General features: G+C 62.5%; 16 protein-coding genes and 3 pseudogenes. 9 read left to right on the top strand and 10 right to left on the bottom strand.

Translation table 11 applies throughout. The features are described 5' to 3' along the window. Positions 1-24 precede the first annotated feature (24 nt). Complete coding sequence (locus RW095_RS30095) at positions 25-1,356, top strand: aminotransferase-like domain-containing protein (RefSeq protein ID WP_317022369.1); 1,332 nt, start codon at positions 25-27, stop codon at positions 1,354-1,356. Positions 1,357-2,061: 705 nt separating this feature from the next. Here RW095_RS30095 and RW095_RS30100 read toward each other — a convergent pair. Further along, positions 2,062-2,604 carry a TetR/AcrR family transcriptional regulator gene (locus tag RW095_RS30100; protein ID WP_317022370.1) on the bottom strand — a complete coding sequence of 181 codons (543 nt, stop codon included), beginning with the start codon at positions 2,602-2,604 and terminating at the stop codon, positions 2,062-2,064. A 262-nt stretch (positions 2,605-2,866) separates the two neighbouring features. Between RW095_RS30100 and RW095_RS30105 the strand changes: the two genes are divergently transcribed. Continuing rightward, entirely contained in the window at positions 2,867-3,127 is a 261-nt protein-coding gene (locus RW095_RS30105; protein WP_317022371.1) for a hypothetical protein, read from the top strand. 255 nt (positions 3,128-3,382) lie between these two features. Next, the gene (locus tag RW095_RS41580; RefSeq protein WP_394365207.1) at positions 3,383-3,535 is read left to right on the top strand and encodes a hypothetical protein; all 153 of its coding nucleotides are present in this window, start codon (positions 3,383-3,385) and stop codon (positions 3,533-3,535) included. 567 nt (positions 3,536-4,102) lie between these two features. On the opposite strand, the pseudogene RW095_RS30110 reads toward RW095_RS41580, so the two are convergent. The 4 genes and pseudogenes from RW095_RS30110 to RW095_RS41775 form a co-directional block, all read right to left on the bottom strand. After that, positions 4,103-4,837, bottom strand: a pseudogene (locus tag RW095_RS30110) (IS6 family transposase). A 53-nt stretch (positions 4,838-4,890) separates the two neighbouring features. Continuing rightward, positions 4,891-6,552: an ABC transporter substrate-binding protein gene (locus RW095_RS30115; protein WP_317022372.1), complete on the bottom strand. Its 1,662-nt coding sequence runs from the start codon at positions 6,550-6,552 to the stop codon at positions 4,891-4,893. Between the two features lie 89 nt (positions 6,553-6,641). After that, complete coding sequence (locus tag RW095_RS30120) at positions 6,642-7,571, bottom strand: ABC transporter substrate-binding protein (RefSeq protein WP_317022373.1); 930 nt, start codon at positions 7,569-7,571, stop codon at positions 6,642-6,644. Positions 7,572-7,590: 19 nt separating this feature from the next. After that, a complete protein-coding gene (locus RW095_RS41775; RefSeq protein WP_449406547.1) occupies positions 7,591-8,637 on the bottom strand; it encodes an AAA family ATPase in 1,047 nt (348 codons plus the stop codon). 364 nt (positions 8,638-9,001) lie between these two features. Between RW095_RS41775 and RW095_RS30130 the strand changes: the two are divergent. Then, a pseudogene (locus RW095_RS30130) lies at positions 9,002-9,457 on the top strand (IS6 family transposase); the annotation flags it as partial. Positions 9,458-9,595: 138 nt separating this feature from the next. Further along, a pseudogene (locus tag RW095_RS30135) lies at positions 9,596-9,805 on the top strand (transposase domain-containing protein); the annotation flags it as partial. A gap of 76 nt (positions 9,806-9,881) precedes the next feature. Here RW095_RS30135 and RW095_RS30140 read toward each other — a convergent pair. After that, entirely contained in the window at positions 9,882-11,363 is a 1,482-nt protein-coding gene (locus tag RW095_RS30140; RefSeq protein ID WP_317022374.1) for an MFS transporter, read from the bottom strand. Between the two features lie 49 nt (positions 11,364-11,412). Beyond that, positions 11,413-12,009, bottom strand: coding sequence for a TetR/AcrR family transcriptional regulator (locus RW095_RS30145; protein ID WP_317022375.1), 597 nt, complete (start codon positions 12,007-12,009; stop codon positions 11,413-11,415). Positions 12,010-13,249: 1,240 nt separating this feature from the next. Between RW095_RS30145 and RW095_RS30150 the strand changes: the two genes are divergently transcribed. The 4 genes from RW095_RS30150 (at position 13,250) to RW095_RS30165 (ending at position 22,398) form a co-directional block, all read left to right on the top strand. Then, positions 13,250-14,086 (top strand): IclR family transcriptional regulator, encoded by an 837-nt coding sequence (locus RW095_RS30150; RefSeq protein ID WP_317022376.1) that lies wholly within the window; start codon positions 13,250-13,252, stop codon positions 14,084-14,086. A 379-nt stretch (positions 14,087-14,465) separates the two neighbouring features. Further along, on the top strand, positions 14,466-15,908 hold the full coding sequence (locus RW095_RS30155) for an MdtA/MuxA family multidrug efflux RND transporter periplasmic adaptor subunit (RefSeq protein WP_317022377.1): 1,443 nt from the start codon (positions 14,466-14,468) through the stop codon (positions 15,906-15,908). Between the two features lie 18 nt (positions 15,909-15,926). Beyond that, positions 15,927-19,076 (top strand): MdtB/MuxB family multidrug efflux RND transporter permease subunit, encoded by a 3,150-nt coding sequence (locus RW095_RS30160; protein ID WP_317022378.1) that lies wholly within the window; start codon positions 15,927-15,929, stop codon positions 19,074-19,076. A gap of 4 nt (positions 19,077-19,080) precedes the next feature. Beyond that, positions 19,081-22,398, top strand: coding sequence for an efflux RND transporter permease subunit (locus tag RW095_RS30165; RefSeq protein ID WP_317022379.1), 3,318 nt, complete (start codon positions 19,081-19,083; stop codon positions 22,396-22,398). 99 nt (positions 22,399-22,497) lie between these two features. Here the strand turns inward: RW095_RS30165 and RW095_RS30170 are convergent, their stop codons facing one another. The 3 genes from RW095_RS30170 to RW095_RS30180 all read right to left on the bottom strand — a co-directional run bounded on the left by RW095_RS30170 (position 22,498) and on the right by RW095_RS30180 (position 25,113). After that, positions 22,498-22,962, bottom strand: coding sequence for a hypothetical protein (locus RW095_RS30170; protein WP_317022380.1), 465 nt, complete (start codon positions 22,960-22,962; stop codon positions 22,498-22,500). Positions 22,963-22,985: 23 nt separating this feature from the next. Continuing rightward, positions 22,986-23,549, bottom strand: a complete 564-nt coding sequence (locus tag RW095_RS30175; protein WP_317022381.1) for a peroxiredoxin — start codon at positions 23,547-23,549, stop codon at positions 22,986-22,988. 226 nt (positions 23,550-23,775) lie between these two features. Then, entirely contained in the window at positions 23,776-25,113 is a 1,338-nt protein-coding gene (locus tag RW095_RS30180; RefSeq protein WP_317022382.1) for an EAL and HDOD domain-containing protein, read from the bottom strand. Positions 25,114-25,133: the final 20 nt, after the last annotated feature.

Below are 25,133 nucleotides of genomic sequence, written 5' to 3' on the forward strand. Positions count from 1 at the left end.
TAATTGTCATGGATACATTTAGACATGCCACAACCACGCTACAAGCATCTGGTCGACCGCCTCGCGGCTGACATCCGCGCGGGCCGCCTGCGTCCCGGAACGCGTCTGCCAACGCACCGCGACCTCGCTGCTCGCGAAGGCCTCGCGTTGGTCACGGCCTCGCGCGTTTACTCGGAGCTGCAGGATATGGGTTTGGTCAGCGGCGAAACCGGCCGCGGCACATTCGTCAAGGAGGCGCTTCCGCGCGGACAGGGCATCGACCTGCATGCCTGGAGCGCAGACACGGTCGACCTAAGCTTCAACTATCCGTCTACGCCGGGCCAGACCGATCTTCTCAGGGCGGCGCTGCGCCAGCTCGCGGCAGCGGGCGATCTGGAGTCACTACTTCGATATCAGCCCCACGGCGGGCGCGAGCACGAACGCGCAACCGTGGCGGCTCACCTCCGCAGCCGGGGGTTGACAGCAACGGCCGAAATGACCTTGCTCGTAAGCGGCGCACAGCACGGGCTGACGACATCCGCCATGGCATTACTCGAGCCCGGCGACGTGGTGGCCGTGGACACGCTGACTTACCCTGGATTCAAGCTGGCCGCCGAGGCCAATCGGCTGGAACTTGCGCCGATCCCGGCCGCTGGGCACGGCCCCGATCTGGACACATTGGCGGCCCTGTGCAAACGACGGCGAGTACGCGCCGTCTACACCATGCCGACGCTACACAATCCGCTTGGCTGGGTAATGAGCGCGGCGCGACGTCGGGAGCTTGTTGCCATCGCCCGGGAACACGGGCTGATCATCATCGAGGACGGCGCTTACGCATTCCTGGCGGAAGATGCTCCGCCTCCGTTGGCATCGCTTGCGCCGGAGACGACCGTCTATGTATCGAGCTTGTCGAAGAGTGTCGCGACGGGGCTGCGTGTCGGCTTCGTCTGTGCGCCGAGCGCATGGGTTCCCAAACTCGAACGGGCGATCCGGGCCACTGTCTGGAACACTCCAGCGATCATGACGGCCGTTGCCTGCGGCTGGATGGAAGACGGCACCGTAGCCCGGCTTGAAGGAGAGAAGCGACGGGATGCCGCAATGCGTCAGAGCCTCGTCGCCGACATTCTGGGCCGGCTTAAACGGGTCGGCCACCCCAGTTCCTACTTCGTGTGGCTGCCTCTCGCGCAGGAGCTACGCGCGGACGAGATTGCGATGGCGTTGATCCGCGAGCGGGTTTCAGTGTCGACAGCCCTGCCTTTCTCGACGTCGGCTCATGTGCCTCATGCCGTCCGGTTGGCAATCGGGTCTGTCGATCTGGTCACGCTCAGGCGATCGCTGGAAGTAGTGGCCCGTGTCATCACCGATAGAACCTACTGACCGGAAAACGCGCCAGCGCCTACCGAACCGGCGCCAGAGTCATTTGCTCGATGTGCTGCAACACGCCTTGAGCTTCAAGCCTGGCCGCAGGAGCAAGCAACGCTATATCTGCTCTCGCCGCACCTATCAACGAAAACCCTCCTGCAAACGAAGCGCCGGTATTACCGCCTTCGGCGCCCATGCACCCCCACCGTCTGCTGTTGCGATGCGTACATCACGGTGCGAGCGCCTGCGATATACGACGGCCGCCGCCGGTCACGGCTGCCCGAATGCCGCCGCGAATTCGTCTGAGTAGATTTCGGCCAAAGCGACGCGCAACGCCGCCGCACGTTCTTCGCAGAGGATCAGCCGTATACAGGACGAACATTTAGGGCAGTTATTGGCCGAATCCGGAAATGCGAAGTCGGATCGAACACTGCGGCCCGCGGTCAAAAGGTGAACTTCCGTAGACGACCCTGAGCGGCTGTCGAATACCCACACATCAATGACTCTTTACAAAAGATACTGTTGAAAAAGTCGCCGAGGAGGTTTTAGCAGTTGTTCTGCGCGAATATTGACCTCTCAGATCGGCCTATAAGCCGCTCGCACATGCCGCCCAAGGGTAAGAGTACCCCTGAAAACCTCATGAAATAGACGACCAGCGACTTTTTCAACAGTATCAAACGAGGCGGACGTTCGGCCCACGAAAGCCTATCTGATTACCTGTCACCGAAAAGGTATCATCGCTAGCAACTGGGCAATCCCTGCGCGCAGCTTTCGTTTGCTAGCGCCGTCGGCCGCCTGGATGGACAAGCCCGAAAAGACCGACATGCACAATGTCGCAAGCGCCACGGCGTCTGCGTCGCGCGCGAGTTCCCCTTGCTCGATCGCTTTTTTCATACGCTTCTCCACGGTTCGAGTCGCCTTTAACCGCAACTCCTGAAGAAAGTTTCTCAACTCGACGTGCTCTGCGCCGACCGCTGCGCCGCCGAGAAAAATCATGCATCCACGCGGAGGCTGAGCGACCGTGAAAAGCTCAATGCTTGTCTCGAACATCACTTCGAGACTGTCGCGCAAAGTCGCGCGCGATTCGAAGTTCCGGAACGCTGCGCCGCCTTCAGTCCGCACATAAAGTTCGATCGCCTCGTGATAAAGCCTTTCCTTGCTGCCGAACGCCGCGTAGATGCTTGGTGAATTGACACCCATTGCATCGACAAGATCCGTCATCGAGCAATTGTCAAAGCCCCCCTTCTCCCAGAAAAGGTTCATTGCCCGCCTGAGCGCCGGCTCGCGTTCAAATGCTCTTGGTCTTCCACGTCCTCTTACGTTGCCTTCAGTGCTCGACTCCATGCTCCCTCCCGGCGATCGATTGTTTCAAACGCGTGAATAGTGAATTCTATGTCGATCATAACAAAATTATGGACACCGCATTCCGCGCGTGCTTCAATATCTGTGACAGTCGTTACATATATGTCTGTGAACAGCGGGGATATTCACCGTTCGAACGATTCAACGTCTTAGGGAGTGTGTGATGAAGCTGATTTCCTCGTTACTTTTCACGGCGATGCTTGTCGCGCCGATGGTCTCGCACGCGCAAGTGTCGTCCGCAGCGAAGGCTGATTCGCCCGTTTTCACCGTTTTTGTCGATACGCCCACGGGCTATACGTTCGTGAAGATGCCGGACGGCTGGAAATATGTGGGCGCCGTGACGCAGAAAGACGCACGCCTCGCACAGCGCAGATCTGTGCCGAAAGCACAATCATCGGCGGTAAGTCGGGCTGACCAGGGGTGAAAGGAATCAGAAGCTAACAACCGCTTAGAATTGCGTTTCACCGGCGCTATATCTTCAGTGAACGGCCGTTCAGCCTGCAGGCAACTAAGCGTGAGCTATCTGGAATCGGCTGGGTTCGAAAGTCCGTAGCCGGTCCAAGCAGTACGAGGCCTGGCTGAACGATTCCCAGTCTGAAACGGCGACGTAATCGAAAACGAACAGACCTATTTCTGCGGATAGCCAACTAACGATCAGGTTCGCTTCTACGAGGCCGCCTTGAGCGCGACACAGGCTGCGACGGAGCTGGCTGTAGCCGGCCGCCCCTCTCAGGTACTGATGCGGCGGCGCAGGAGGTATTCGAGCGGGCAGGGCCTATCGCAACACGTCCGACATCGCACGGGGCATGGGATGGGGCATTCTGCATCATGAACTCCCTGCCTACATGGCGTTCAATCATCGCCCACTGCGAGAGCGGGAAGTCCTTTCGGTCGAGCCGGCTTTGCACTTCGACAACCTCGGGGGTGTCGGTAGGCGATGTGCTGGACTCCCGGCGTCCGCCACGTGCTGATTGCCAATGATCAAACTTCCGCTCATGACAATTGGACGGCCGTTTTCGGAGCGGAGCCGACATCTGAATGTCTGGCTCACGAGGCATGCGAGGGACCGCTCCTGGCCGATTGGGTGAGGTCGCCAACGTCCGCTTTATGGCGCTGCAGTCGGCAAAAGCTTGATTCGACTGACTGACCGCTTTGGAGAAGGTCGTCTGACCGGAGTGGGTCGGGCTGCGTCAACCCGCTCCGCGAATTCATCGCCGGAAAGCGGCCAGTGGAATCTCGCTGCCCAGGAACGGACAGTGGTCAGTTCGTACTCCCGACCCTCTTCTGCCGTTCGGCCCCGCGCCGTCCCAACGGCGGCTTCTGGGACGCACCGGCCAGCCGCAACGGCTCTGTCAACTTGTCGAGACTGAGGCGGAAAGACGGCAGGAAAAAGCGTCCCTCAGAACGCGTAGGACGGATTTTCGGTGACTTTGGTGAGTTCGCACCAGGCAACGAATCGCGCCGCGAGCTGTTTGCGATAGAGTGAAGCGGGCTGCAGATGCCGCTTGAGCGCGAAGTGTTGCCTGATCGGTCCGAAGCACCAGAGAAATTCCTGTGTGCGTTGCGGGTCGCGAAAGCCGCGCATGCGACGCTCGCGTTCGCGAGTTGGTTGGTGGCTGTTCTCTGCGCGGTTGTTCAGTCGGGCGGCCGCTTTGACGAACACGTGCTTCACGTTCGCAAGTTCCGGGATCTCCGCTTTTGCCGCCGGATACCTGCGCAACTGATCGGTGACGATCTTGCGAGGCACCGGGCCCGAACGTAGCAGACGCCTGAAGAAACGTTTGGCCGCGGCTTTGTCCCGCCGCTTTTGCAGCAAGATGTCGGGTTCGGCGCCATGCCCGTCGACCGCACGCCACAGCAGGTGCGGTTCGCCACGCAGCGTGACGAACATCTCGTCGAGGTGCCATGTGCTACCCGGCTTGCGTCGCGCAGCTTTGACCCCGTGAGCGAAGCCTTTGCCAAACTTATCGCACCAGCAACGGATTGTCTCGTATGTCACGGTCACACCGCGCTCGAAGAGCAGTTCCTCGATGTCGCGCAAGCTCAACTGAAAGCGGAAATACCAGCGCACAGTGCAACTGATGACCTCGGCTGGGAAACGGTGACCGTGCTAGAGCGATTTCGATTTCTTCATCACGCCATCTTACGTGACCGGGCCAGCAACCTGACAACGCCGTCCACCGCTGTCTAACGCAACGAGACGCCATCAAAACGATGACTACCCAACGGCGAAAATACGAGTCCGCTCACCCGTGTTGAGGCGGGCAGCGACACGATTGAATGCGCAATGGGCGTGTAAGGCACCTGCTGCTTGAAGATGACCTGCGCCTGCTCATACAGGCGCGTGCGCTCACTCACGTCTGCGCTGCCGCGCGCCTTCTCGATCAAGCCATTGAACGCCGGATCGCACCACTTCGCGACATTGCTGCCATGCACGGCATCGCAGCCGAGCAAAGTGCCGAGCCAGTTATCCGGGTCGCCGTTATCGCCCGACCAGCCGTACAGAATCGCGTCATGTTCGCCGCCCTGCTTCGCGCGCCGGTTGTACTCCCCCCATTCGTAGCTGACGATCTTCGCGCGCACACCGATCTTCGCCCAGTCCTGCTGGATGATCTGAGCCATGAGTTGCGCATTCGGGTTATACGGGCGCTGCACCGGCATCGCCCACAGCGTCAGTTCGAAACCATCGGGAAAGCCAGCCTGCGCGAGTAACGCCTTCGCTTTTGCGGGATCGAGCGGCGCATCCTTCAACGCCTTGTCGTAAGACCATTGCGCGGGCGGCATCGGGTTGGTCGCGACCGTCGCGTTGCCAGAAAACACCGCTTTGATGATCGCAGGCTTGTCGATCGCCATGTCGAGCGCCCGTCTGACTTCCACGCGGTTCAGCGGCGCGTGCTGCGTGTTGTACGCAACGAATCCCACGTTGAAGCCAACGCCGGAGACCAGCTTCAGCGCGGCATTGCGCTTGACCACGTCGAGATCCGCGGGCCGGGGAAAGACCGACACCTGGCACTCGCCGCTCGCGAGCTTCTGAATGCGTACCCCCGAATCGGGCGTGATTGAAAACACGAGATGCGCAAGCTTCACGTCGTCAGGCTGCCAGTAATCGGGATTCGCGTCATAGCGAATCAACGCGTCCTTCTGATACGAGCGGAACGTGAATGGTCCCGTTCCGACCGGAAACTGGTTGATGTCGCTTTCGCGATGTGCGTCCGAAAGTTTCGCCGCGTACTCGCCGGAAAGAATCGACGCAAAGCTCATCGCAAGATTGCGCACGAAGATCACGTCCGGCTCTTTCAGTCGGAAGCGCACGGTGTAATCGTCGACGCGATCGATGCCGGCAATGTTCTTGTCGAAGCCGAGATCGCTGAAATAGGGAAAGCTCGTTGGATACGCCCGGCGAAATGGATCGTCCGCGTGCAGCATGCGGTTGAAGGTAAACAGCACGTCGTCGGCGTCGAACTCGCGAGTCGGCTTGAACCATCCGGTCGTCTGGAATTTCACGCCTTTTCGCAAGTGGAACGTGTATGTGCGCTGATCCGCCGACACGTCCCAGCTCGTCGCGAGAGCGGGTTCCGGGTCTAGTGTGCCGCGCTTGAATTGCACAAGCTCGTTGTACACGGTGTTGGTGCCGGCGTCGAAATCGGTGCTCGTGGTGTGCTGTCCTGGGTCGAAGCCGGCGGGACTACCCTCTGAACAGAAGACCAGCGTTCCGGATGGTGCCGCGTGCGCCGCGCTGCTGAACGCACCGGCACAGGCAACCTGAAGCGCTGCAATGCCGAGCACGCTCGACAGGCGGGAAGCCACGCGAATGAAGCGCGTACGATTGTGAAAGCTTTGGTGAGCCATGATGAGTAAGAAGTAAGAGATTGAACGCGCCGCGCGATGTAGCGCCGCGCGCAGACAAACATCGGCGAGACATGGGCCGTTACGGCGCGCTAGAACTTCGGCAGGCCGGGCGGATTGGATTCGGAGCGCGTCACCGCTTCTTCCTGAATGCCCCAGCGCGCAAGTGAGCGGGCGTAGCTACCATCGGCAATCAAGGAGTTCGTCGCGACAGTGCGTGCATCGACGAGACCGCTGCCCTTGCGCGAAGCAATCGCGACGTCGGCACGCGCGGGCCAGCCCGCGTTGACCGTGCCCACCCGACGGATTGCGCCTGTCGCGGCCGCGTCATACGCGAGAGGTGCATTCGGGTTGAGTATTGCGTCCGCGCGCCCCGACAGCAACGCGACGCGGCTCGCGGCATCGTCGTCGAAGTACTGCAACTCAATTGGCTTAAGTCCCTTCGAGACATTCTGCCGATCCCATTCGAGAATGATCTTTTCCTGAATGGTGCCCGACGATGTAATGAGCTTCAGCCCCGCAACGTCCTTCGGCTCAGCGATCTTCGTGATCGGGCTTTTCGTTCTCACGTAGAAGCCATGCAAGCCCTGCCGATAGGTAGTGAAGTCGAACTTTTCCTTGCGCTGTTCAGTCACGCCCACGTTCGAAATGACTGCATCGTATTTGCCCGACGTCAGGCCGAGCGGCCAGTCGGCCCAAACAATCGGCACGATGTCCAACTCCAGTCCGAACGAGTCGGCGATCAGTTGCGCGTAATCCGCATCCGATCCGACAACCGTTCGCGCGTCCGTTGCATAAGTCGCGGTGGGCGGCAAATGCGGCGATATGGCTACCGTAAAGCGGCCTTCGTTAACAAAGCGATAGCGCCCGGCCAGTGCGGACAACGCGCCTGCGTCCTTCTGCGCGCGGATTCTGCCGGGCTGCTGCGGACTCAGATCGACGGCGGCTTGCGCGGCGGGGTGATACAGAGAAGACAAAGCGAGTGCGAGGCTCGTCAGAATGAATTGGCGTCGGTCTGTCATTGTGTGATTGTGAAAAGCCTCATAGCACTCTCGAAAGAAACTCGCGTGTACGCGCATGTTGCGGTACAGCCAGTACATTCGATGGCGGCCCTTGTTCGATCACGCGCCCGCCATCCATGGAGACAATGGTGTCCGCAACTTCCCGCGCGAAGCCGATTTCATGAGTAACGATGACCATGGCGGTACCCGAGCGCGCGAGTGCCTTGATGACATCGAGTACTTCGTTCACCAGTTCCGGATCGAGTGCCGACGTCGGTTCATCGAAAAGAAGTACCTTGGGTTTCAGCGCAAGTGCGCGCGCAATCGCACGCGCTGCTGCTGACCGCCGGACAATTGACGCGGCCATGCGTCTTCTTTCGAAGCAAGGCCGACGCGCGAAAGCAAAGCGCGCCCGAGACGCTCCGCTTCGGGGCGCGACAAGCGCCCGAGGGCAACGGGCGCTTCGATGATGTTCTCCAGCACCGTCAGATGCGGAAAGAGATTGAAGTTCTGAAACACCATGCCAACGCCAGTACGACGGCACAATGAACGATACATTCTCGCCGTTCTCGTCCTGCACGTTGATGCGCGCATAGTCCGCGAAGGCAGTGCCCGTCGAGTAATACTTCTTGCCCGTCACGCGGAAGTGCTCGCCGTCGCGCACGAGCTTCGTGACAATTTCGCCGGGCCGCGAGGTGCCCAGCTCGGTCGATGCGCCGCCGAACATCGCGCCTTGTTTTATCCGTTCAATCTGCGTGTCGTTAAACGAAGAACGGGGCGACAGCAGCAACTGCTCGGTCTGATCGTAGTGGATTCGTAGCGCGTGCGCGACATTCGACTCGTGCGCAGCCAAAGTACTCACGACATGAAAGAGATCTTCGAGCGATCCCCCAAGGCCGCCCCACTCGATAGGGAATCGCAGCACACCCAGCCCCGATGCACGAAATAGTGCAAAGCGGTCCACCGGCAACTCGCGCCGCAATTCGCGCTCCGCGGCATCTTCTCCAAGTGCCTGCGCGAGCGCCGGCAATGCGGCAAGCGCACTTTCGAGCTTCGAGCGTGTAATGGTCTCCGGAGACGCCTGCATACGCCTATTTCCCTTTTCTACGGCACACCTATGGATCGGCCACGGCGGAAAGCCGCGCCGTTGTGGTCGGCGAAACCACGCCGTATGCGTGACGCCGACGCAGCAGTATAGGCACGCTGCTTTCGACACAGAACCAGCAAATGAAGCTATGAATATGCGCGTTTCTGAAATGCAATGCTTTGCACCGACGGCCTATTGTCTCGCTCATGTGCGACTGCCCGTGCGACGCAGCGGATCGCCATCTCGGTCGCATCAGTCTGCAAAGAAACGATTGCCCGGCGGTTCTGGTGCAAATCCTGAAGGTGAATCGGTTAAAGTGTTGCTCCCCGATCTCATCATCCGACAATGAGCAACCTGAAGAGTAATCCGCGGCAAATGGGTCTACCTTTATCGGGCGGTAGATCGGTCGGGACAGACGGTTGATTTCCTGCTCAGGGCGAAACGTGACGTGAAGGCGGCCATAGCCTTCTTTAGCAGGGCCATCAAACATCAGGGCAAGCCACCAAAGACCATCACGCTCGATGGCTATGCCGCCTCACACCGTGCTGTGCGGGAGATGAAGGCGGATGGCCTGCTGCCGGAGGATACGAAGATCCGGTCCTCGAAATATCTCAACAACTTGATCGAGTAGGACCATCGCCACATCAAGTCCCGGACCAATGTCATGCTCGGCTTCAAACGGTTCAGGAACGCCGCGATCACGCTCGCAGGCATTGAGTTGCTGCATCGCATTCGAAAAGGTCAATTCAATCTTGCGAAGCTCGGCCTCAAAGATATCACTGCGCCCGCCGTCTGGAGTGCTGTCCTGTCTGCTCGATAAGAAATCCTTTCTATCTGAACCGTCTCTTCCAGACGGCCTATTTGCACCAGAACCCCTTGACGCGACGCCCGTACAAGGGATGCCAACGGTAATGGACTTCAACTTCCTGCCCGATATGGGCAGAATGATCGCGAACCTGTCGTTGCACGCAAGGGCTTCCTGTTCGCCGATACCGTTGCTGGCGCACATGCGAGCGCAAATCTTTACTCGCTGGTCCAGTCGGCAAAAGTCAACGGTATCGATCCATATCGGTACCTCACCTGGCTGCTCCGGTGCCTGCCACTCGCGCAGACCGTCGACGACTACGCCGCGCTTCTTCCTTGGTGCATGCCTGCCGAACTGCGGTAAATCTATTGCCCAGTTCAACGACTCTGATGGGCGTCGTTAATTGACCGCATACGAACGATTACCCCGAGACGGGCGACTACGGCCGATTGCGTTCAGGGCCGAAGCCCGGCCGGGCGGCCGCCCGCACCGAGGTCGGCGCGGCGGGCGCGCGTGCGAGCGAGATCCCCAGCGCGGCGCCGGCGGCGAGGAACAACGAAATCGAGAGAAGCGCGACGATGAACGCGTGCGCAATGGCGGCCGGATCCTGGCGCGTGCCGAGGACCGTATAGAAAATTCCGCCGATGATCGCGACGCTGAGCGAGGTGCTGACCTGCAGCGTCGAATTGGCGATGCCGGCGATCATGCCGGAAAGCGCAGGTGCGACGCGCCCGGTGACCATGCGCATCAGCGTGGGCAGCGCGAGCCCCTGTCCGAAACCGATGACGAACAGCGCGGCGGCGAGCGGCACGGACGCGAGCGGCATCCCGATCGGCGTGGCATCGATCAACCACGCGAGGCCGACGAGCCCGACGACCTCCAGCCCCATGCCGAACGGATTGACGTAAGCGCCGACGAGACGTGCGCAGAACGGGGTCGACAACGGGCCGAGCAGGAACCCCACGCCGAACGGCAAGAACACGAGGCCCGCGCTCAGCGCGTCGACGTGCAATGCATTCTGCAGATACACCGAGAACAGCAGGAAGAATGCGCCGATCGCGTACAGCAGCAGCGCGATCAGCAACGCCCGTCCCAGGCCCGGCGCGCGCAGCGCGGCCGGATCGAGCAGCGGTGCGCCGCCGCGGCTGCCCAGCCCGCGCTCGTAGCGCCAGAAGAGCCCGGCGAGGGCCGGCACCGCGATCAGCGACACCCATGCCCATACGGGCCAGCCTGCTTCGCGCCCCTCGATCAGCGGCACGATCAGCGCGCCGAGCGTCAGCATCGACAGCGCGGTGCCGCCGAGGTCGAGCTTGCGCGCATGCTGCGCACGCGTTTCCTTCAACAGCGGAACGCCGAACAGCACGACCAGAATCGCCAGCGGCAGGTTGACGAGGAAGATCGTGCGCCAACCCAGGTTCAACAGGTTCAGCGAGATCAGGATCCCGCCCAGCGCCTGCCCGACCACGGCAGCGAGGCCGAAAACCGCGCCATACAAGCTGAGGGCGAGCGGCTTTTCCGCTTCCGGGAAGATCGCCTGGATCGAAGCGAGCGCCTGCGGCGCCATGATCGCGGCCGTCACGCCCTGCAACGCGCGACCGACGATGAGCGTCCACGGCGAGCTCGCGAGGCCGCACAGCGTCGAGGCCGTCGCAAATCCGATCAACCCTAGAAAGAACATGCGGCCGCGGCCGAACAGGTCGCCCAACCGCCCGCCGGTGACCAGCGTCACCGCGTACAGGCCGGCATACGACGAAATGACCAGTTGCTCGGCCGATGACGAGGCGCCCAACTCCGCGCGGATCGACGGCAGCGCGACGTTGATGATGAAGAAGTCCAGCGGCGGCAGGAACGCGCCGACGAGCAGGACCGAAAACATGGCCCAGCGACGCGGGTCGGGCGAGACGGCATCATTTCGTGACATGGACGGCTCTCCATACGGAACCAACCAGTTCCAAATTGAGTAAAAAAATTCAGTCGAGGAGGCGCATCGTGCGGTCGACCAGCGCGAGCATGTCGCGCTCGGGCACGTCGGTTTTCCCCAGCACGCGCATGCCCTCGACCTGGCAGACGAGCAAACGCGCCAGCACCTGCTCGTCCTGCTCGGTGATCTCGCCGCTCGCCTGGCCGCGGACGATCGCGCCCGCATAGAGCTGCTGCAGGCGCCGGAACATGCGCCCCGTGCGCTCCGCGACATCCGCGTCGCGCGCGGCCAGTTCGGTGGTCATCGCGATCGCGAGGCACCCGCGCCGGCCCGCCTCGCCGACGGACAGGTGCGCATAGCGCAGCAGCGAGTCGCGAATCGCATCCTTCACGGGGCCGGGTTGCGACAGGATCTCCGCGGTCGCCTTGAGCCCGTCGGCCATGTACAGGTCGAGCGCCGCCAGCAGCAGCGCCTTCTTGTCGCCGAAGGCCTTGTAGAGACTGCCGCGCGACAAGCCGGTGCCGGCCATCAGGTCGGGCAGGGACGCGCCTTCATATCCGCGGTCCCAGAAAACGCCCATCGCGCCGCGCGCGGCATCGCCAAGTTTGAATTCGCGGGGGCGACCCACGCCAGCCGGATTTGCCATCGATCAGTTTCGCAAACGATGCGGTGCTTGAAATTGGAATCGATTATATGGACCGATCGGTTCCTATGTCAACGAGTGTGCGTCGAAAGGGCCGCGGCGATGGTGTCGTCCGCGCGGACGGCCCGGATACGCCAGATCAGCCGGGCCCTGCCCTGGCACCAGATGGATGCGAAGGCGCGTGATTGCGCACGCTCAACACCCACACGAACTATCGGCTACACGGAGCCGTCACTCGAGGGTAGCGCCACAATTTATGCGCGTTGATTGAGACTGGCGTTTGACTCGGAAAGGGCCTGCCCCGCCAGGCAAGTCGGAGCTTCCTGCGATATTGTTGAATATCGACGTACTGAAAAGGACCTGCACGCGAAGCGGTCCAAGTCGAGGCGTGGCAGCTTCTGGTGTAGGTCTCTAAAAGGGGGAATGTTTTTGAGCGCGTTCGACGCATTCTGCGGGTGACCGGCAGTCCCACTGGCTTCAATATTCGACGTCGCGACTGCCGACGAGCGTTATGCTTTCTACTGTATGGTGGCGCCTTCAGTGCTTGGCTCCTGCTGAGGGCGCACCTGAGACGCACAATGAGCGAGAACCGAAATAGCTTTCCTCTATCGACTCTGCTGCGATGCCGCATTTCCCACGCGCAGGCACTACTTTCTCCGCTCATCAAACGGCCGGAAGCCCTGCACAGCCTAGGTGGAGCAGACATTATTGTCCGCGCAGGCGCAGGCAGGAACAACCGCGCACTCGGGCGACCCCGTTGCCGCCTACGGCCCCCTGAACAGACCGGGTTGAAGAAGCAAAAAAAAGGCGTCACGTTACCGTGACGCCTTGAAAAGTTCTAGCCATTCCGAGGGCCGTGCTAGAACCTGAGAGACGGTATTTCGAAAGTTGGCGGGTGACCGCACTGCTAGCGGTGCAGAACACAGACGGCGCCCGCAGACCGGTATCAAAGTGGGTGGGTACGCGCTGCTGGCCACAGGCCCCAGCCACCGAAACTTAAGGGGCGGAAACCCGCCGCCTGATACCGGCTATCGAAATGAGGTTCCATTTTTTCCGGTAATGCTGACTTAGTCAAGCAAAATCTCGGGGGCCTTGAGCGCGGCGCCGGAAATTATTTCGCTACAATAATCAGAGGAAGAAAATATGGCCGTGCTGGCTTTCGGCGAGCGGCGTTTCGAGCCGGACGCATTGCGGCTAAGCGCCCCGATGAGCCAATAATCTGAAATAACGTTCCACAATTCACATGAACCCACGCACGCGACTCAATACCTTCGCCGACCCCGTCAAGGAAAAAGACGGCTCCGGCGACGAGGTCACCGCGCTGGCCCGTGGTCTGACCGTCCTCCGCTCGATTGCCGCCGCGGACGCGCCGCTCAGCAACCGCGAGTTGACCGAACTCACCGGCATTCCCAAGCCGACCGTCTCGCGTATCACCGCGACACTCGTGAGCACCGGCTTTCTATTCCGGCTGCCCGACAGCGAGCGCTTCGTGCTGACCTCGTCGGTGCTTGAACTGAGCAATGGCTTTCTGCGCAACTTCGACATTCGCGCGCGTGCCCGCCCGTTTCTGATCGAACTCGCGGAGCGCACCCGGCTCTCGGTGCATCTCGCCGTGCGCGACCGCCTCGACATGGTGGTGATCGACGTGATCCGGCCACGTTCGGCCGTGCTCGTGTCGCGCCTCGAGGTCGGCGCGCGGATGAGCCTGAGCCGCACCGCGATCGGCCGCGCCTACCTGGCGGCGCTCGACGAACCGGATCGCATGAAACTGCTGACCGGCTTGCAGGCCGCCGAAGGCGACGACTGGGGCCACGTCGGCGGCCCGCTTGAAACGGCGCTGCAAGAAACGATCGAGCGCGGCTTCGCGATCGCGACCGGCGAATGGCACGACGGACTGAATGCGATCGCGCTCGGCTTCACCGGCCCTTCGGGCGAGCGCTACGCGGTCAACTGCGGCGGCTCGGCCGACCAGTGCCCGCGCGACTGGCTCATCAACCGCGCCGGACCCAATTTGCTCGATTGTGTCGCGCGGATCGTGCTGGAGATCGGCGGGACCCCCGGCCGCCGCCTCCACAACTGAACCACAGAAGTGCCGCAAACTCGCTGCCCGCGCAGCGGCGAGCCCTCCTACATCCTGTAACCGGCGTAATCAAAAGAAAAATACGCAGGTGGACTGTTACAGAGTGCGGGACGTAGGATCATGCATTCCTGTCGCGGAGGCGCCCGCGCGGTCGGGCCTCGGGGCCGTTCGCCACGGTGCGCCGACCCCGGACCGCACGCGCGTCCCGCAGCACTGTGCATGCATCGTTGGCCGCGCCTCAGGTAGCATCGCGCTGAACATGCGCGGGCCGCCCGCTGTCGAAACCGCCTGTCGTGCCATCCGCACGCTCAAGCGCCAGGCGCTAATGCGGCACAATCGCGCGAACGCCTCACTTCCAAGCCAGTCACTGACCGAACCGATGGACGAACAACAACAGCATTCGGAAACTTCACGCCCCACCGCTCCGGTTTCCCCGACGCCCGCCAGCGGCGCGCCAGTCCGTCCGTCGCACAAACACGATAAGCGGGACACGCCGCCGGGCGTCGTCAGAACGCATCGCGGCCGTAACATCGCACTCATTGTCGCCGCGCTCGCGATTCTCGGCTTCGTGCTGTGGCGCTGGCATCCGTGGGGCTCGCCGAGCGGCGCCGCCGCACCGGGCGCAAGCGGCGCACATAGCGGACGGCCCGGCCGCGGCGGTCCGGGCGGCATGGCGAACATGCCGCAACCGGTCCATGTGGCCGCGGCGACTCAAGGCGAGATGCCGGTCGTGTTGACCGCGCTCGGCACCGTCACCCCGCTAGCCAGTGTGACCGTATTGCCGCAACTGAGCGGCACGCTGCAGGACGTGTATTTCAAGGAAGGCCAGATGGTTAAGAAGGGCGACCTGCTGGCGCAGATCGACCCGCGCCCGTATCAGATCTCGCTCGACAACGCGCAAGGCACGCTCGCGCGCGACGAGGCGCTGCTGCAAACCGCGCGTCTGGACCTCAAGCGCTATCAGACGCTGCTCTCGCAAGACTCGATCGCGAGCCAGCAGGTCGATACGCAGGCATCGCTCGTGCGCCAATATGAAGGCACCGTGAAGTCCGACAAGGCCAACGTCGACACCTACAAGCTCGACCTGGTCTATGCGCGGATCACCGCGCCGGTGTCCGGGCGTGTCGGCTTGCGGCAGGTGGATCCGGGCAACTACGTGACGCCGAGCCTGACCAACGGCATCGTCGTGATTACGCAGTTGCAGCCGATCAGCGTCATCTTCACCACCTCCGAAGACAACCTGCAGCAGATTCTCGAGCAGACGCAGACCGGCACGAAGCTTTCGGTCACCGCGTACGACCGCAGCAACACCACGTCGCTCGAAGGCGGCTCGCTGGAGACGCTCGACAACCAGATCGACACCACGACCGGCACCGTCAAGCTGCGCGCGATCTTTCAGAACAACAAGAACCTGTTGTTTCCGAATCAGTTCGTGAACACACGGTTGCTCGTCAATACGATCAAGGACGCCGTGATCGTGCCGACATCGGCTGTGCTGAACGGCTCGATGGGCCAGTTCGTGTATGTCGTGAAGCCTGACAACAGCGTTACGGTACGTCCGGTGAAAATCGGCCCCGTCGACGGCGAGCGCACCAGCATCAAGTCGGGTCTGCAAGTGGGCGAGCGCGTCGTGATCGACGGTTCGGACCGCCTGAAGGAAGGCGCGAAGATCACGATTCCGGCGGACAAGCCGCGCGGCGCCTCCGGCGCGCGCGGGGCAAGCGGTGCGGGCAGCGCAGGCGCGGCCATGGCCTCGGGCGCCTCGGGTGCTTCGGGTGCTCGCCCGCATCACGGCAAGCACGCGGCGCAAGCTTCGCAATAAGGGCACGGCACTTACCGCATGAATCCATCCCGCGCCTTTATTCTGCGTCCCGTCGGCACCGCGCTGCTGATGGCGGCGATCATGCTGGTCGGCCTCGTCGCGCTGCGCTTCTTGCCGCTTTCAGCGCTGCCGCAGGTCGACTATCCGACGATCCAGGTGCAAACGTTCTATCCGGGCGCGAGCCCGGACGTGATGACGTCGTCGGTCACCGCGCCGCTCGAACGTCAGTTCGGGCAGATGCCCTCGTTGAATCAGATGTCGTCGCAAAGCTCGGCCGGCTCGTCGATCATCACACTGCAGTTCAGCCTCGATCTGCCGCTCGATATCGCCGAGCAGGAAGTGCAGGCCGCGATCAACGCGGCGGGCAACCTGCTGCCCTCGGACCTGCCCGCGCCGCCGATCTACGCAAAGGTCAATCCCGCGGATGCGCCGATCATCACGCTCGCCATCACGTCGAAAACCTTGCCGCTCACGCAGGTCCAGGATCTCGCCGACACCCGTCTTGCGCAGAAAATCTCGCAGGTCGCGGGCGTGGGCCTCGTGAGTCTGTCGGGCGGCCAGCGCCCGGCCGTGCGAATTCAGGCGAACCCGCGCGCGCTCGCCGCCTATGGGTTGAATCTGGACGACTTGCGCACCACGATCTCGAACCTGAACGTCAACACGCCGAAGGGCAACTTCGACGGCCCAACGCGCAACTACACGATCAACGCGAACGACCAGTTGACCGACGCCGACGCGTACAAGAGCGCGGTGGTCGCGTACAAGAGCGGCCGTCCGGTGATGTTGACCGACGTCGCCACCATCGTGCAGGGCGCGGAAAACACCAAGCTCGGCGCGTGGGTCGACGGCACGCCCGCGATCATCCTGAACGTGCAGCGCCAGCCGGGCGCGAACGTGATTCAGGTCGTGGACAGCATCAAGAAACTGCTGCCTCAGTTGCAGCAATCGCTACCGGCCGCACTCGAGGTGCAGATCGTCACCGACCGCACCACTACGATCCGCGCTTCGGTGCGCGACGTGCAGTTCGAACTGGCCATGTCGGTCGTGCTCGTCGTGCTCGTCATGTACCTGTTTCTCGCCAACGTCTACGCGACCATCATTCCGAGCCTGTCGGTGCCGCTCTCGCTGATCGGCACCCTGGCGGTGATGTACCTGTGCGGCTTCTCGCTGGATAACTTGTCGCTCATGGCCTTGACGATTGCGACCGGCTTCGTGGTCGACGACGCGATCGTGATGATCGAGAACATCGCGCGCTATATCGAAGAAGGCGAAGCGCCGCTCGAAGCCGCGTTGAAAGGTTCGAAGCAGATCGGCTTCACGATCATTTCGCTGACCGTCTCGCTGATCGCCGTGCTTATTCCGCTGCTCTTCATGGGCGACGTGGTGGGCCGCCTGTTCCATGAGTTCGCGATCACACTCGCCGTGACCATCGTGATCTCGGCAATCGTGTCGCTCACGCTCGTGCCGATGATGTGCGCAAAACTGTTGCGCCACACGCCGCCGCACGAGAGCCACCGCTTCGAGGCACGCGCACACCGCACGATCGACTGGGTGATCGCCCGTTACGCGGTCGCGCTCACATGGGTACTGGGCCGGCAGCGCGCCACGCTGGTCGTTGCGGTGCTGACGCTCGCGCTGACCGCGCTGCTCTACGTGTTCATTCCCAAGGGCTTTTTCCCGGTGCAGGATACGGGCGTGATCCAGGCGATAACGCAGGCGCCGCAGTCGGTGTCGTATGCGTCGATGGCCGAGCGCCAGCAGGAACTCGCCGCGCAGATTCTGAAGAACCCGGACGTGGAAAGCCTGACCTCCTTCATCGGCGTGGACGGCAGCAATATCACGTTGAACAGCGGCCGCATGCTCATCAACCTGAAGCCGCGCGACGACCGCAGCAGCACCGCAAGCGAAGTGATCCGGCAGCTTCAGCAGGACGTCGCGCATATCGCGGGCGCGTCGCTCTACATGCAGCCGGTGCAGGACCTGACGATCGATTCGACCGTGAGCCCCACGCAGTACCAGTTCATGCTGACCGACCCGAACATGGCCGAATTCACGACCTGGGTGCCGAAACTCGTCGAGCGCTTGAGGCAGTCGCCGGAACTCGCGGACGTCGCAACCGACCTGCAGGACAACGGCCAGTCGGTCTACATCGAGATCGACCGCGCCACCGCGTCGCGTTACGGCATCACGCCCGCCACCGTGGATAGCGCGCTATACGACGCATTCGGCCAGCGCATCGTCTCGACTATCTTCACGCAGTCGAACCAGTACCGCGTGATCCTGGAAGCGCAGCCGTCGATGCAGCACTACACCGAGTCGCTCAATTCGATCTATCTGCCCTCTTCCACTTCGTCGGGCGGGCAAGTGCCGCTCTCCGCGATCGCGAGATTCATCGAGAAACCGGCCCCGTTGCTCGTCACGCACCTGAGCCAGTTCCCCGCCACGACGGTGTCGTTCAACCTCGCGCCGGGATCGTCGCTTGGCGCGGCCGTCAAGGCGATCGAACAGGCGGAAAAAGACATCGGCTTGCCGGCGTCGTTCCAGACGCGCTATCAGGGCGCGGCGCTGGCGTTCCAGGCGTCGCTATCGAACGAACTGTTCCTGATTCTGGCGGCCATCGTCACGATGTATATCGTGCTCGGCGTGCTGTATGAGAGTTTCATCCACCCGATCACGATTCTTTCGACGCTGCCTTCCGCAGGCGTGGGCGCATTGCTCGCGCTGCTCATCACGGGCCACGACCTGGACATCATCGGCATCATAGGCATCGTGTTGCTGATCGGCATCGTGAAGAAGAACGCGATCATGATGATCGACTTCGCGCTTTATGCGGAACGCGAGGAAGGCAAGGCGCCGCGCGAAGCCATTTACCAGGCGTGCCTGCTGCGCTTCCGGCCGATCCTGATGACCACGCTCGCCGCGCTGCTCGGCGCGCTGCCGCTGATGCTCGGCACCGGCGCCGGTTCCGAATTGCGCCGCCCGCTCGGTATCGCGATTGCCGGCGGCCTGATCGTCAGCCAGTTGCTGACGCTCTTCACCACGCCGGTGATCTACCTCGCGTTCGATTCACTCGCCCGCCGCACGCGCGAGCGTTTCAACCGTGGCGGTCCGTCGCACGGCGGTCCGCCGGCGGGCGCCACGCCGCCCGCCACGGACGCAGGGAACTGATGCGATGAACCTGTCGCGTCCGTTTATTTCGCGCCCCGTCGCCACCACGCTGCTCGCAATCGGGATTGCGCTGTCCGGCATCTTCGCGTTCATGAAGCTGCCCGTTGCGCCGCTGCCGCAGGTCGATTTCCCGACCATTTCAGTCCAGGCATCGTTGCCGGGCGCGAGCCCGGACACGGTGGCGACCAGCGTGGCGAGTCCGCTCGAACGGCATCTCGGTTCGATAGCCGACGTCACGGAAATGACGTCGACGAGTTCGGTCGGCTCTACGCGCATCACAATGCAGTTCGGTCTGAACCGCAACATCGACGGGGCGGCGCGCGACGTGCAAGCCGCGATCAACGCCGCGCGCGCCGATCTGCCGGCGAGCCTGCGAAGCAATCCGACGTACCACAAGGTCAATCCGGCTGACGCGCCGATCATGATTCTCGCACTCACGTCAAAGACGCTCACCGCCGGTCAGCTCTACGACTCCGCGGCCACGGTGCTGCAGCAGTCGTTGTCGCAAGTGGACGGTGTGGGTGAAGTGGACGTGAGCGGCTCGGCCAATCCGGCTGTTCGCGTCGAACTGGAGCCGCAGGCGCTTTTTCAGTACGGCATCGGTCTCGAAGACGTGCGCGCGGCGCTCGCCGCGGCTAACGCGAACAGTCCCAAGGGTTCGATCGAGTTCGGCCCGAACCGCGTGCAGATCTATACGAACGACCAGGCGAGCAAAGCGTCGCAGTACCGCGACCTCGTGATCGCCTATCGCAACGGCTCGGCGGTCAAGCTGTCGGACGTGGCGGAAGTCGTCGATTCCGTCGAGGATCTGCGCAACCTCGGGCTCTTCAACGGCAAGCGTTCGGTGCTCGTGATCCTGTACCGCCAGCCGGGCGCGAACATCATCGAAACCGTCGACCGCGTCACGGCAATGCTGCCGCAGCTGCATGCGTCGCTGCCGGCCGACGTCGACATCTCGCCCACGTCCGACCGCTCGGTCACGATCCGCGCGTCGCTGAAAGACACCGAGTACACGCTGATGATCGCGGTCGCGCTGGTCGTGATGGTCGTCTTCCTGTTCCTGCGCAACTGGCGCGCCACGCTGATTCCGAGCGTGGCGGTGCCGATCTCCATCATCGGCACGTTCGGCGCGATGTACCTGCTCGGCTTCTCGATCGACAACCTCTCGCTGATGGCGTTGACGATCGCGACCGGCTTCGTCGTGGACGACGCCATCGTGGTGCTGGAAAACATCTCGCGGCATATCGAGAACGGCGTGCCGCGCATGAAGGCCGCATTCATCGGCGCGCGCGAAGTCGGCTTCACGGTCATGTCGATCAGCATCTCGCTCGTCGCCGTGTTCCTGCCGATTCTGCTGATGGGCGGCATCGTGGGCCGGCTGTTCCGCGAGTTCGCGCTGACGCTGTCGCTCGCGATCGGCGTGTCGCTGATCGTCTCGCTCACACTCACGCCAATGATGTGCTCCCGTCTTCTGCGCGAGCCCCGGGAACAGAAAGAGGAAGGCCGTTTTGGACGCTGGCTCGAACGCGGTTTTGCGTCCATGCAACGTGGCTACGAACGCACGCTCGGCTGGGCGCTGCTGCGTCCGCGCCTGATCCTCACAATTCTGCTCGCGACCATCGGCCTGAATATCTGGCTGTATATCATCGTGCCTAAGGGCTTCTTCCCGCAGCAGGACACCGGGCGGCTCATCGGCGGCATTCAGGCCGACCAGAGTACGTCTTTCCAGGCCATGAAAGGCAAGTTCGCGCAGATGATGGAAATCGTCGGCAAGAATCCGGCGGTCGACAGCGTGGTCGGCTTCACGGGCGGGCGGCAGACCAATTCGGGCTTCATGTTCGTGTCGCTCAAATCGAAGGGCGAGCGCAAGCTTTCCGCCGATGAGGTGATCCAGCAACTGCGCGCGCCGCTTGGCGACGTAGCCGGCGCACGCACGTTCCTGCAATCGGTGCAGGACATCCGCGTGGGCGGGCGGCAATCGAATGCGCAGTATCAGTTCACCCTGCTCGCCGATTCGACACCCGACCTGTATCTGTGGGGACCGAAGCTCACCGAGGCGCTGCAGGCGCGCCACGAACTGACCGACGTGAATTCCGACCAGCAGCAAGGCGGCCTCGAAGCGATGGTGACCATCGACCGCGCGAGCGCGTCGCGACTTGGCATCAAGCCCGCGCAGATCGACAACACGCTGTACGACGCCTTCGGCCAGCGCCAGGTCTCGACGATCTACAACCCGTTGAATCAGTATCACGTCGTGATGGAAGTCGCGCCGAAATACTGGCAGAGCCCCGACATGCTGAAGCAGATCTATGTCAGCACGTCGGGCGGCAGCGCGAGCGGCGCGCAGACCACCAACGCGCCTGCGGGCACGGTGACGAAAGCGACCACCACCACGTCGTCCACGAGCGCCTCGGCGGGCGGCACGGCGGGCACCACGGCGTCGAGCGCCGCAACGATTGCCGCCGATTCCGCGCGTAACCAGGCGATCAATTCGATTGCCACGAGCGGCAAGTCGAGCGCTTCGTCGGGCGCGGCCGTGTCGACCTCGAAGGAAACCATGGTGCCGCTGTCGGCGATTGCGAGCTTCAGTCCCGGCAATACGCCGTTGTCGGTGAATCACCAGAGTCAGTTCGTGGCCTCGACGATATCGTTCAACCTGCCGCCCGGCGTGTCGCTGTCCACGGCAACCCAGGCGATCTACGAGACCATGGCTCAAATCGGCATGCCCGCGACGATCCACGGCAGCTTCCAGGGCACGGCGCAGGCATTCCAGCAGTCCATGTCGGACCAGCCGATTCTGATTCTGGCCGCTCTCGCTGCGGTGTACATCGTGCTCGGCATTCTGTACGAGAGCTACATTCACCCGCTGACCATTCTGTCGACGCTGCCGTCGGCGGGCGTGGGCGCGTTGCTCGCGCTGCTGCTCTTCAAGACGGAGTTCAGCATCATCGCGCTGATCGGCGTGATTCTGCTGATCGGCATCGTCAAGAAGAACGCGATCATGATGGTGGACTTCGCTATCGAAGCGTCGCGGCAAGGCCGGTCGTCCCGCGACGCGATTCACGAGGCGTGCCTGCTGCGTTTCCGTCCGATCATGATGACCACGTTCGCGGCCATGCTCGGCGCGGTGCCGCTCGCGTTCGGCCGCGGCGAAGGCGCGGAGTTGCGCGCGCCGCTCGGCATTGCGATTGTCGGCGGGCTGATCGTGAGCCAGATGCTGACCTTGTACACGACACCGGTGGTTTATCTTTACATGGACCGGATTCGCGTTCGCTGGGAGTCGAGGAAAGCGCGCAGAAGCGGTATTGCTCCGTCTGCATGATGCATGGCGTGATGCGTGCACGGCATCGCGCATGCGCGGGGCACTGCGATCAAATACGCACTACCGCAGCGCAATGCCCCTTCAGCGCTGCAAACGGCCTCACAGTTTCTGGTCTATAGCGAGCAGAAAAATGCGCCGCCATTGCCTTGCTTGCCGTTCGCTCTGCATAGGCAAGTGCCACACGCCATGCGCGGCGTCCTTCACTTTCAGCGCAACTTGCCATTGCGCGCCGTCGCGCTCCAGGTCGGCCCCGCGCAGATCGGCAAAGATATAAGCGCCCTGCTCCGAGCCAAGATAAATCTCACACAGACGCTTGCCCGACGCGAGCCGCACCGAGCCCCAAGTGCCGTCGAGCCGGTGCGTCCAGTTGCCGTCGCGAATATTCGGTGCGACTTCCTTGCGACGGCGCAACCAGTACGCGACGGCGGCAATCAGCAGCAAGGCGGCCAGCACCGACGCGCCGACGGCGACCGCCGTGCCGAAGGCCGACTGCAACGCATAGAACGCGCGCACCGCGCCATACACCAGCGCAATCAGCGCCAGTAGTGCAACAATAATCGGCATTGCGAGCTCCCGACGAAAAAGCCTTACGGCTGCTTGTGCGTCGCGGCCCAATCCTTCACGGCCTTAAGCGTATTCTCGACGTGCTTCTCCGGCGAAAGGCTCGTGTATTCGTAGATGATCTTGCCGTCCGGCGCGATCACGTATGAGACGCGATTGGCCATCGAACTATGCATCGGCAAGCCCGCGTCGTATGCGGCGATCACTTTCGACTCCGCGTCCGCGGCAACCGGGAATTTGCTGCGGCACTCGCTCACCGAGAATTTCGTCAACGTGTCGATGTTGTCGTGCGACACGCCGATCACGGTCGCGCCATATTTCTTGTATTCGTCGACGGCCTCGGCGAATTCATGAGCCTCGATCGTGCAGCCCTTCGTGAAAGCGGCCGGGTAGAAGTACAGCACCACCGGTCCCTTCTTCAGCTCGTCGGCAAGCGAATAGGTGTACGTCTTGCCGCCGAGCGACGCCTGTGTGGTGAACTGCGGTGCCGCGTCGCCCGGCTTGAGCGTCGCGCAAGCCGCCAACGAATACGCGGCGAACGCCACCGACACGGCAGCGGCCAGCGCCGCCGGTATGATCTTTCTTTTCATCTGCTGATCCTTTGAGCGTTGATGCACACGATTCCGGCGACGAGTCTACGGCCTCGCCGTTATAGCGCGACCATGGTCGCCCCGGACGATCCGGGCGCTTTTCAAGCAGCCTGGAGCAGCCCGAAGCGGCAAAGCCAGAGATAAACGACCGGCCTTGCGCTCTATTGGACCACGTACACGCAGAATACGTGCGCCGCACCTCGCAGGATGCAAGCATCGGCTCCGCTCAGGCGGCCGCTTCTTCCACATGCGCGCCGAACCACGCGGCCGCGGAGAGATTGAGCTCGGCGAGTACCTCGGGCGTGAGCGCGGCGAATTCCGGCGGCGCATCGGGTCCGAGCGCGATCGACGCCGCGTCGCCGCCTTCGCCCGCCACCTGGGCGATGTGCAACAGCGTGCCGAGCGCTCCGCCATGCGTCACGATCGCCTCGCGGATCTGCGGCGCAAGACCGAGCCTTTCCAGCACCGCCTTGGGCGTGCTGCCGAGCAGCACATGTACGAGCGAAAAAATGCCGGTCATGAATGCGGCGTCGGCGAATTCGTCGTCGGCGGGACGCATCCAGCCTGCCGCCAGTTCCATGAAGCGCGAACGGGTACCGGCCAGTTGCACGAGCGGATCGGCGCGCCACGGCAAATCGCCGCTGTCCGCATAAAGCAGCAGTTGCGCCCAGCGCGCGATCTGGCGCGTCCCCGTGGCGATGATCGCCTCGCGCAACGACGCGATATTGCGCCCCAGACCGAATGCGCTCGAGTTCACGAGGCGCAGCAGTTGCACGACGACGCTGGGGTTCAGCTTCAACTCGGCTTCGAGTTCGACGATACCCGCATCGCGCGACAGTAGCGCGAGCAGCCGCAAGAGGCTCGGACGCGGCGACCGGTTGCGCGGCGCGGCCAGCACCTGAGGCCGCGCGAAAAAGTAGCCCTGAAACAGATCGAAGCCGAGATCGCGGGCGAGCGTGAAGTCCTCGCGCGTCTCCACCTTTTCGGCTATCAGCGTCTTGCCGTAGCCGAGCATGGCCGCGGCGAGTTCGGGCAGATGCGCTCGCTTCGTCTGCAAAAAATCGATCTTGACCATGTCCGCATGCGGCAACATGGCGAGCAGTTCGTCGGACAGCTCGCTGACGTCGTCGAGCGCGACCTGGAAACCGCTGCGCCTTAGTTCGTTCAGCCGGCGTGCGAGTTGCGCGTCGAACTTCACCGTTTCGAGTATCTCGAGCACGAAGCGTTCGGGCGGCATGACGTGGACAATGTCGTCGAAGAGCATCGCCCGATCTATGTTCACGAAGCCGCGATGCCGCCCGAGTACCGCAGGCACACCGATTCCGCCGAGGGCGCGCGCCACCACCTGCGCCGTCGCCTGAGCGTCGTCGGTGACCTCGGCATAGTTGTGGGCGCCGGCCCGGAACAGCAGTTCGTATGCGTTGAGCGCGCCCAGGCGATCGAGGATCGGCTGCCGTCCAAGATAGACGAACTGGGCGGCGGACGCCCGGTCGCCATCCTCGCCGGACGAGTCGCGCACCTCGATGCGCCGGGCAGTGGCCCGGACCAAATGAAGTTCAGACATGGATCATCGGTGCAGCTTGT

It is taken from the genome of Paraburkholderia kirstenboschensis (assembly GCF_032806925.1).
Classification (GTDB): domain Bacteria; phylum Pseudomonadota; class Gammaproteobacteria; order Burkholderiales; family Burkholderiaceae; genus Paraburkholderia; species Paraburkholderia kirstenboschensis.